Below are 7,985 nucleotides of genomic sequence, written 5' to 3' on the forward strand. Positions count from 1 at the left end.
CCGGCGGCAGCAGGCCCCGGGGGTGACGGAAGGTCACGCGTTGGGATGGTCTGCCTGCACGGCTCCGCAGTGCAGGCAGGCCTGATGCCGGATCACCACCTGCGGCACACCCCATACCTGGACTCACAGACAACTACGCACCAACAAGAGAGGGTCGGTCATCACGGCCGGAGCGTGAGCCGCGCGCATCATTCTCGACCGCAGCTAACAACTGGACCCAGCACACACCACTCTGCATCACTTGGAGCGCTGGGTAGAAACCGGGAATTTGAGAGGTCACCAGACACGCCGCGACCTCCTCCGACGTCGCATGCTCCAGGGCATCAGGAATGATCACTTGGCACTGCGGTGGTGCTGGTCGCCCAGAGGCACTGGCCGACAGGGCGTGGGCCATCAAGTTCTGCACGGAGATGGGCAAGCACATGGTCTTCGCCACGGTGACCAAGCTGCACGCTAACGGAAAGTTCGGCGGAGAGCTCTGCGCGTCCTTGTCTTGGCCGCCCTCCCGAAGGCGGCTGCGTTGTCGGCATCAGTTGCGGACGGCGGCTCGTGACGTCTTGCGGGCGATCCTGCGCTCTCGCACACGGGCCAGTCGGGCAAGGTCGGCAGCCGTGCACAGCCGCTCGATCTCGTACTCCGTGTCTGATTCCTGGTCCTGGTGGAAGCTCGCGCAGATCAGCACGATGCGAACGCACGAGCTGTGACGCGGGATCACTTTGCCGCTCAGGTACCGCTCCATCCGCAGGGTGTCGGATCCGAAGAGTAGCCACATGTCCTGGCCAAGCTCCGTCCGCTCGATCATCTCTTTGAGCTGCGCAATCAGCATGTGTTGCTCAGGGGGGATGTCGATCTGTACAGGGGGCGTCGGCTCCCACTTTCGGTTCTTCGCCCACCGTCGTCGCTCCTCAGCTCTGGCGAGGCGCTGGTAGCGGGCTTTCCACTCGCTCGCCACGGTGCGGGCTTCGTGATCGGCGGGGAGTCGCTGTATCCAGCCCCAGATCGGGTCCCGTGGGTGGACACTCGCCCGTTCGTCATCGGGGCTGCCCGCCCACCAGCGAAGCAGCGTGCTGACCGTTACAGAGTGGGGAAGCCGTGTGCCGGACAGGGCCGCGTAGAGGGCCGGCCGTGAGGCCAGGGCGTCGTCCTGGGCAGCAATCCAGCTGACCCCGACCTTACCCACGCCCAGTTCGCGGAGATCAAAGGCGAACTTCTCCAGATGGCCCTTGCGTGGGTCGGGAATGCGCGGCCGAGCAGGCATTTTGCAAGCCCCTTCGCTTTCAGAGCACTTGATGTCTCGCGACATGTTTACACACACTGGGATTGTCAGTACCGCCCAATAAACTCCTAACGCGCCGCAGAGCGGCCTCGCCGAGGACGAACGAATGGTCTTCAGCGGAGCACCGCGCCAACGGGCTCTCAGCGCACAGCAGTCCGGTCCGGTCAGCTACCTGGAGGTGAAACGACTGTGGCCCCCCGCGCCAACGGGGGGCCACACAGCAGTCCGACGGGTCTTGTACCTGGTCTCGAAGCAACTTCACGTACTTACGAAAGGACGAAGACCTATCAGTTCCAACCCCGAGGTTACGGGGCCGCTTGGCCTGCCGTCGACCCGCATCCCCCGATGGAGGGCGTGGCTGCTGTCCTCCCGCGCCTTCATCGTTCGGCACTCTGCGCCGGCCTGGACCCCCATGCGATCGGTGTGGGGAGCAGTGCGCGGCTTCATCACCCGGCACCGCGTCCTAAGTACTGTCACCGGAGCTGTCTTCCTCGGACTGTTCAGTGGCTTCGGCAAGGTCTTCGGCCAGTACTTCGCCGAGGAAGTACTGGCCTGGATCACGATGCGGTTTTGACGGGCCGCCGTCGTGCACCTGGTCCCGTACCTGGGCTGCCGGGTGCACGACGACATCATCACGCTGCCGACTCGCACCATCGGTTGAACCGCTGGCTATCCGCAGGCGCATCTGGCCTAGGGTCTGTCTTCAAAGGGTCATATCCACATCAGGAGTGACGCGATGGTGAGTGCTGCTTCGTAGGATTCGCGGGTTTTGTCGTAGCGGGTGGCGATGGCTCGGTACTGCTTTAACGCGTTGAAGCAGCGCTCGACGACGTTGCGCTGTTTGTAGCGCTCCTTGTCGAAAGCGGGCGGCCTGCCGCCGTTGCTGCCCCGACGGCGGCGGTTTGCCTGCTGGTCCGAGCGTTCCGGGATGGTGTGCGGGATGCCGCGTTTCCGCAGGTAATTGCGTATGCCCCGACTGCTGTATCCCTTGTCGCCCAGGAGATGATCGGGCCTGTTGCGCGGTCGGCCTGGGCCTGGGCGGCGAACCTTGATCTGCGCGAGGACCTGCTCGAACTGCGTGCAGTCGTTGATGTTGCCGCCGGTGACGACAAAGCTGAGCGGACGGCCATGGCCGTCGCAGGCGAGGTGAATCTTGGTCGTCAGTCCGCCACGGGATCGTCCGAGGGCGTGAGTGTGTGCCGTTTCTGTAGGGCCTGCCCCTTTTTACGGGCGCCGGCCGCGTGCTGATGAGCGCGGGTGATCGTGGAGTCCACGGAGACCAGCCAGTCAACGTCTCCCGCCGCATCCTTCTGAGCCTGGACGGCCTCAAGCATCCGAGTGAACGTGCCATCGAGCGCCCACCTGCGGAAACGTGTGTACAACGTCCGCCAGGACCCGTATCTCTCCGGCACATCACGCCAGGCCGAACCGGTCCGAAGCTTCCACACGATTCCGTTCAGCACCACCCGGTCGTCCCGCCTGGGCCGCCCCGTTTCCGTCCGCGGAAGCAGCCCCGACAGAACATCCCACTCTTCATCCGAGAGCTCATGTCGCCGCACCATGCGTCACATGATGCCCCATCAGCAGCGTTTGAAGACAGGCCCTAGCCGGATCGGCGCCTGCCCCGAACAGCGCGCCGGGCCGCAGGGGCGGGTGGGTCGGTCTGGTGTCCAGGGTCTGTGCAGGGAGGATGGGGCTCATGAGCTCGCGTCCGATGCTGACCCAGCGGGAGGCCGCCGCCGCGTGCGGTGTCAGCCGTACCACCATCCGCCGCCGCCGCGAGGCCGGCGACCTGCCGGGCGCCGTGCAGGACCCCGTACGGGGCTGGGTGATCCCGGTTGACGACCTACTCGCCGCAGGCCTTCGCCTCCACGCGCCATCCCCGCCCGACGAGGTGGTGCTGGCGAACGTCCAGGAGCGCCCGGTGGCCGAGGAGCAAGGTGCGGCGGCGCTGAGGGCCGAGCTGGAGCGTGTACGGCACGAGCACGCCCTGGCCGTGGCCGAGGCCGAGCACGGCCGTCTCCTGGCCCAGGCCGAGGCGCAGCACCTGCGGGAGCAGCTGGCGGCGCGGGGCGAGCACATCGCGGACCTCCAGCGGGCGCTAAAGGCGTTGATGCCGGCGCCGGAGCGTCCGGTGCTCACGCAACCGTCGGTCCCCGGGCAGGCGCAGCCGGAGGACGGATCCACGGGGGGCCTCGAGGAAGAGCCGGTGGGCGGGGAGCGGCGTCGGTGGTGGCGTCGGGGCTGAGGAGTCGGTGTGGGCCGTCATGGTCGTCGACCTCTTATCTGGACTACGAGGCCGAGGAGTACACGGGCAAGGACAACATCGACAACAAGGGCGAGGACGACGTCGACAAGGACGATGTCTTCCTCAAGATGGACAAGCTGGATGTCGTGCGTAATTCCGGCGAGTCGGGTCGGTTCACCTCCATCTGGCAGATGGAGGTCCCGGAGATGTACGCCAGCACCAACCGACCTGGTCCGATGCAAGTTCAACGCCTTGTTCGCGGTGGCCGTGATGCGTGTCGGCGGAATGTTCGGCGGGCTCGGGTGCTGCTGGCCGACGCTTTCGACGACCAGGTCGCGCTGGTCGTGGAAGTGGGTCGAGAGCTAGTACGACGCGTCGTCGTGGCTGGGCCACGCTGTTCGTGGGCGTGGTGTCCGTGGCTGGCGTCGTAGGCCTGGCCGTGGCAGACCAAGCTGAGGTCGCTGCGGCCTTCGGCTCCGCGGCTGCGGCGGTGTGCAGCGGCGTCGTCGGTCTGGCGATGCATCGCCGGTAAGGCGGCGGTGATGGAGGGCGGCCACTGTGTGGTGCCGCCCTCGTCGTCCTGGTGCTGCGTCATGCGTGCAGGTCGCGGTCTGGGAGCTGTGGCTTAGCGGACTTCTGGGCTACCCCAAACCAGGGGTGTACCTCCGCAGGAAGTGACCCGAATCTTGAGGATGAGCTGGGTGGCGCCCTTGATGTCGACGTCGATGTTGGCGGGCTTGTCGTACATAACTCCGGGCGAAGCGACCAGCTCGTCTGGGTCGCCCTGCCCGTCGCCGTCAAAGTCGGCCCACAGGTTGAAGTTCGCCGGGTAGTCGCGGTCTTGCGCGTCGGCTTCGCCACCGAGCCCAACTACGGCGGTGAAGCGTTGGTAAGGGTCCGGGAGCTTGAACATGATGCGCTGCTCATTGCTGCAGGGGCTGGCCCAGGCGATGCTCTTGGGGTACGGGCGGCCGTCCAGGCTCCAGGACCCCTGCACCCAGTTGTCACCGGTGAAGTTCAGGTCGCCGAGCTTCAGCGGCTTCGCCGCGGTGGGGGTGCTGGAGGGCGTGCGTGCGGTGCTGGGAGCTTCGGACGCAGGAGTCGTGGCCGGCTGCTGCTCACCACCCTTGGGGCCGTCCTGGGTGGAAGTGTCGCCGGGTGTCGCGGCCGTCCTGTCGTCCTTATCGGTGAACCGGGAAATGGCCATAATGCCGAGCACGAGCACCACGAAGGCGCCCACGAGAAACCGGGCCATCTGCCACCGGTGCGCATGCTCATCAGAGGCGGTGAGGACTCGGGGTGCATGCGCACCACCGTCAGCGGGGTGCGGTACAGGTGATGGAGCGTCCTGGAGTGCTGTGGGGCGCTGACTGGTGTGCAGGCCCGCGCCCATGGGCTGCGAGTCGGCGGTGGCCTGCGGAGCATCTGCGCCCATCTCCGGGGATGTCTGCCGGAGATCAGCCAGTTCCTGGAGGACCGCGTCGCGTTGCGCGATTGCGTTGCGCTGCCTGACTGCTAGTTCCTGGATCTGAGCCTGAATGACGGCTTTGCGCTCCTTCGACGTAGTGGACGCCGCCTCTACCTCCAGTCGGCGATTCTCCTCCAGGACCTCCAGTAGCTCCTGCTCGTGCCGCATCGCGCTCATCGTCAGCTCGTACTGAGCGAACCAGGTTCTGTGCAAGTGATGTCCACGGCCGTCGTTATCAAGTGCACGTAGAAGCTGGCCGTACTCCCGCAGGTACTGATCGGCAGCTTCGTCACGCAGACCGCCTCGGATCTTCGCCTCGTCGATCAAGGTCATCACAAATTCGATCGGGGGCGCCTGCTTCCCGTTCTGGCACTTGGAAACGAATCCGTCAGGAAAGCCGTGGAGCCGCTGGAACTGCTTGGTGCTCATCCTCGTCGCTGTGAAGAGGTCGCGCACCCGTTGCGCGAAGCCCTCGATCGTGTCGGGAGGCAGCCGGTCCGGAGAAGCGTCTGCGTTGCGGTTCTCGGGCCGGTTTTCCACCGGTACCTCCTGCGTCATGTCCCCCATGCCAGGGGGTCCGGAGTGGTGCGGATGAGCACCGCAGCAGTCGCAAAAAATTGGTTGAGCGGTGCGGATGCACCCTACAAAGAGCACCAGAGACGGTGGGCACATCCCGTCAGACACGGGGATCCCGGCGCCTGTTGGAGACGCCGGGATTGGAACGGCCTGCCCGTGACGCCTCCGCCAAAGATGCAGTCACGGGCAGGCCCCAGGACCCCCCGAAAGAGGGCCCAGCATGAGTCCCGTCGACAAGCTCAATGTGCTCGTCCTGGCCGCCGTCGGCCTGGGCGCCGTCTACGTCGCCTACCGCAACGAGAAGCTCGGAGCAGCTCTCATGGTGGGTACCACCGTAGTCACGGTGCTCTACGTGCTGCTGTTCGGCAACTGAGCCGGCGCGTGGGAGGACGCACGGTGTCCTCCCACGCCGGATCCGGATCGGCGCACCGCGTGACGAAGGGCGGCACCTGCAATGGGTGCCGCCCTTCGTCATCCAGCAGTCAGGACGGATGTCAGGGGCGGTAGCCCCCCTGAATCAGGGCCAGGGCCGCGGTACGTAGTTCGCTCGCGGTGGTCCGGCCCACGGAGAGCTCTTCCTGGATGGTGGCGAGGGGTACGGCGTCGAGCTGGGTGTCCTGGCCGGCCGGGGTGGCGGCGAGGAGGAGGCGGGCGACGCGGCGTTCGGAGCGCTCGCGGGGGGTGAGGCGGGCGTAGTCCTCGGCGTCCTGGGCGGCGGCCTCGATGCGGGCGGCCTGCTCGCGGAGCTGGGCGGTGCGCAGCTCGGTCTCGGCGGCCTGGTGCTCGGCCTGGGCCTGCTGGCGGCGTCGGTCGGCGCGCTGGGCGGCGGTGCGCTCCGCTTCCTGCTCGCGGCGCTCCGCCTCGGCGGTGGTGCGGGCCGCTTCCTCGCGGAGGTGTGCGGTGCGGAGCTCGGCTTCGGCGGCCTGTTCCTGGGCGTGGGCGGCGTCGCGGCGGGCGGCGGCGGCTTCCGCCGACTCCAGTGCGTCGGCCTCGGCGCGGGCCTGGCGCTCCGCCGCTGTCTTCTGGAGCTCCGCCCGGGTGCGGGCGGCCTCCGCCTCGGCCTGGGCCTGGGCGGTGGCGGCGGTCGCCTGTGCGGCGGCCGTGCCGGTGCGGGCGGCGACCTGGTGCTCCGCTTCGGCGATGTCGGCCTCGTCGGTCAGGGCGGTGATGCGGTCCCGCTTCGCCTGCTCGCGCTGGCGCTCCGCCTTGAGCCGCTCGCGCTCCGCCTCCTGCTCGGCGCGCTCCTCCGCGTCGGCTTCCCACTTCGACGGGAGGGCGAGCGCCTCCTCCACGGTGTAGCCGTGGGGCGCCATGGTGATCGGGAGGAGCTGGGTCTCGGTGGCCTTGGAGAGGGTGCCTCCGAGCTCGTGGGTGAGCCAGACCTTGTATCCGGCGAGGGCCTGCTCGCGCTCCACCATCTCCGGGTACGAGGTCACCGCGGCGAGCCGCATACGCCGGTAGAGGCGTCCCGTGCGGACGGGGGCGAGGACCCAGCGGTGCATCGGAATGCGGTCGCTGGCTGTGCCCTCCTCGATCCGTGCGGCGTGCATGAGCAGCCGCCGGGCCGCCTCCACTCCGAGGACGAAGAGCACGGGCATCACCGCGTGGCTGATGGCGCGCAGCGGGTCGTTCCACAGGCCGTCCCAGGCGCTGACGCCCTTGGCGGTGTTGATGCCGTCGGCGGCGTTGAACAGCACCGTGGCCAGCGTCATCGCGTGCGCGGCGAACCTGAGGACGGGCCAGGGGGTACGGCGTCGGACCATGACCAGGTCCATCGCCAGCAGCGCCACGATGCTCGCGTCGATCCCGATCGGGAACCATCCGGACAGACGCCCGAAGCCGTTGTCGGCCGCGAACTCTTTGAGCGTCGAGTAGGACGCCGCGAAGCCGATCACGCCGACGAGGGGCATGCCGATCGCGGCCACGGCCAGGAGGAGCCAGCCGACCATGCGGGCGCCTCGGCCGGCCTGGGGGGTGGCCATGGTGGCCGGGGCCGGGTGGCCGGTGGCCGGGGCCGGGTGGCCGGTGGCCGGGGCCGTGGGCAGGGGGGTATCGGCCACCCCCGGCCGCTCCTGGCCGCCCTTGCGCGGTGCGGGCGGAGCGCTGTTCGTGTCGGCCGGAGTGGCCGCCCGTGGTGCCGGAGCGGCCGGGGCCGTGTCCGGGGCGGCCGGGGCCATGGCCTCCCGTGTGGCCGCCTGCTGGTCACCCGTCAGCGTCGTGTTCATCCGGGCATCCTCCCCCCTCGTGGGTGTAACCGGAGCACCGCCCCACCGGTCCGGAGCGGATCCGGGTGGAGCCGGAGTGGTCGGTGCGGGGGTGTAGGTCGTCTGCGTCACGGTGTGCCTCCGGGGTCGGGGTGGGGGGTGGGGGGGCCCCGGGCTGGATGCCGGCGCCGGGGTGGCCGGGGGTAGGGGTAT

Annotated in this window: 8 protein-coding genes; 4 read left to right on the forward strand and 4 right to left on the reverse strand. The window is 68.2% G+C overall.

Translation table 11 applies throughout. The annotated features are described in order from the left end of the window. Positions 1-529 precede the first annotated feature (529 nt). On the reverse strand, positions 530-1,258 hold the full coding sequence (locus tag ACIF9R_RS37710) for a hypothetical protein (RefSeq protein WP_399987557.1): 729 nt from the start codon (positions 1,256-1,258) through the stop codon (positions 530-532). 451 nt (positions 1,259-1,709) lie between these two features. Between ACIF9R_RS37710 and ACIF9R_RS37715 the strand changes: the two genes are divergently transcribed. Beyond that, positions 1,710-1,850, forward strand: coding sequence for a hypothetical protein (locus ACIF9R_RS37715; protein ID WP_399987559.1), 141 nt, complete (start codon positions 1,710-1,712; stop codon positions 1,848-1,850). Positions 1,851-1,987: 137 nt separating this feature from the next. On the opposite strand, the gene ACIF9R_RS37720 is transcribed toward ACIF9R_RS37715, so the two are convergent. Next, a protein-coding gene (locus ACIF9R_RS37720; RefSeq protein ID WP_399987560.1) for an IS5 family transposase occupies positions 1,988-2,838 on the reverse strand; the annotation gives its coding sequence in 2 pieces (ribosomal slippage) (positions 1,988-2,481 and positions 2,481-2,838; 852 coding nt in all). A gap of 137 nt (positions 2,839-2,975) precedes the next feature. Between ACIF9R_RS37720 and ACIF9R_RS37725 the strand changes: the two genes are divergently transcribed. Together ACIF9R_RS37725 and ACIF9R_RS37730 are read left to right on the forward strand one after the other, a co-directional pair. Next, positions 2,976-3,524 (forward strand): helix-turn-helix transcriptional regulator, encoded by a 549-nt coding sequence (locus ACIF9R_RS37725; protein WP_399987562.1) that lies wholly within the window; start codon positions 2,976-2,978, stop codon positions 3,522-3,524. Then, positions 3,509-3,955, forward strand: coding sequence for a hypothetical protein (locus tag ACIF9R_RS37730; RefSeq protein ID WP_399987564.1), 447 nt, complete (start codon positions 3,509-3,511; stop codon positions 3,953-3,955). Before ACIF9R_RS37725 ends, ACIF9R_RS37730 begins: the two co-directional genes overlap by 16 nt. Positions 3,956-4,149: 194 nt before the next feature. On the opposite strand, the gene ACIF9R_RS37735 is transcribed toward ACIF9R_RS37730, so the two are convergent. Further along, positions 4,150-5,550 carry an NPCBM/NEW2 domain-containing protein gene (locus ACIF9R_RS37735; RefSeq protein WP_399987566.1) on the reverse strand — a complete coding sequence of 467 codons (1,401 nt, stop codon included), beginning with the start codon at positions 5,548-5,550 and terminating at the stop codon, positions 4,150-4,152. A gap of 238 nt (positions 5,551-5,788) precedes the next feature. On the opposite strand from ACIF9R_RS37735, the gene ACIF9R_RS37740 reads away from it, so the two are divergent. Further along, on the forward strand, positions 5,789-5,941 hold the full coding sequence (locus ACIF9R_RS37740; protein WP_399987568.1) for a hypothetical protein: 153 nt from the start codon (positions 5,789-5,791) through the stop codon (positions 5,939-5,941). Between the two features lie 121 nt (positions 5,942-6,062). Here ACIF9R_RS37740 and ACIF9R_RS37745 read toward each other — a convergent pair whose 3' ends face one another. Continuing rightward, positions 6,063-7,793, reverse strand: a complete 1,731-nt coding sequence (locus ACIF9R_RS37745) for a DUF2637 domain-containing protein (RefSeq protein ID WP_399987569.1) — start codon at positions 7,791-7,793, stop codon at positions 6,063-6,065. Positions 7,794-7,985 lie beyond the last annotated feature (192 nt).

This window comes from Streptomyces sp. NPDC086080, assembly GCF_044540255.1.
In the GTDB taxonomy this organism is placed as follows: domain Bacteria; phylum Actinomycetota; class Actinomycetes; order Streptomycetales; family Streptomycetaceae; genus Streptomyces.

What these genes read in the sequence shown, in the direction of transcription:
- ACIF9R_RS37745 (WP_399987569.1), bottom strand. Translation starts at nt 7,793, where the DNA reads ATGAACACGACGCTGACGGGTGACCAGCAGGCGGCCACACGGGAGGCC.
- ACIF9R_RS37725 (WP_399987562.1), top strand. Translation starts at nt 2,976, where the DNA reads ATGAGCTCGCGTCCGATGCTGACCCAGCGGGAGGCCGCCGCCGCGTGC.
- ACIF9R_RS37740 (WP_399987568.1), top strand. Translation starts at nt 5,789, where the DNA reads ATGAGTCCCGTCGACAAGCTCAATGTGCTCGTCCTGGCCGCCGTCGGC.
- ACIF9R_RS37710 (WP_399987557.1), bottom strand. Translation starts at nt 1,258, where the DNA reads ATGCCTGCTCGGCCGCGCATTCCCGACCCACGCAAGGGCCATCTGGAG.
- ACIF9R_RS37735 (WP_399987566.1), bottom strand. Translation starts at nt 5,550, where the DNA reads ATGACGCAGGAGGTACCGGTGGAAAACCGGCCCGAGAACCGCAACGCA.